Origin of the sequence: Pantoea stewartii subsp. stewartii, from assembly GCF_008801695.1 — a bacterium.
Lineage (GTDB): Bacteria > Pseudomonadota > Gammaproteobacteria > Enterobacterales > Enterobacteriaceae > Pantoea > Pantoea stewartii.
In genome coordinates this window covers 1-451 of record NZ_VZPF01000254.1, presented here as the reverse complement: position 1 = coordinate 451, position 451 = coordinate 1, and the positions used below count along the sequence as shown (strand labels likewise).

The 451-nt window shown below is 53.9% G+C and carries 1 protein-coding gene; it reads left to right on the top strand.

Annotated features, from left to right (window positions below; genetic code table 11):
- A partial coding sequence (gene yfhb / locus F7Q90_RS26055; protein WP_151161210.1) for a phosphatidylglycerophosphatase C occupies positions 1-391 on the top strand: 391 nt, incomplete at its 5' end.
- Positions 392-451: the final 60 nt, after the last annotated feature.

Below are 451 nucleotides of genomic sequence, written 5' to 3'. Positions count from 1 at the left end.
TCAGGCGGATTTTGTTCGCTGGTTTCGCGCTAACGTTACGGCGTTTCCGGTTGTTCAGGAACGTCTGACCACCTATCTGTTGAGCTCTGACGCGGACATCTGGCTTATTACCGGTTCTCCTCAATCACTGGTAGAACAAGTCTATTTTGATACGCCGTGGCTGCCGCGCGTTAACCTTATCGCCAGCCAGATGGCGCGAAGGTATGGTGGCTGGGTATTGACCGTGCGCTGTCTGGGCCATGAAAAAGTCGCGCAACTGGAACGTAAAATCGGTACGCCGCTGCGTCTTTATAGCGGCTACAGCGACAGCAAACAGGATAACCCGCTGCTCTATTTTTGCCAGCATCGCTGGCGGGTGACGCCGCACGGCGAGTTGCAACAGCTCGAATAGTGAAAAGCATAGCGTCTGTGTATAATGCCGCCCGCTTTCATTACCGGAGTCACCTCTTTG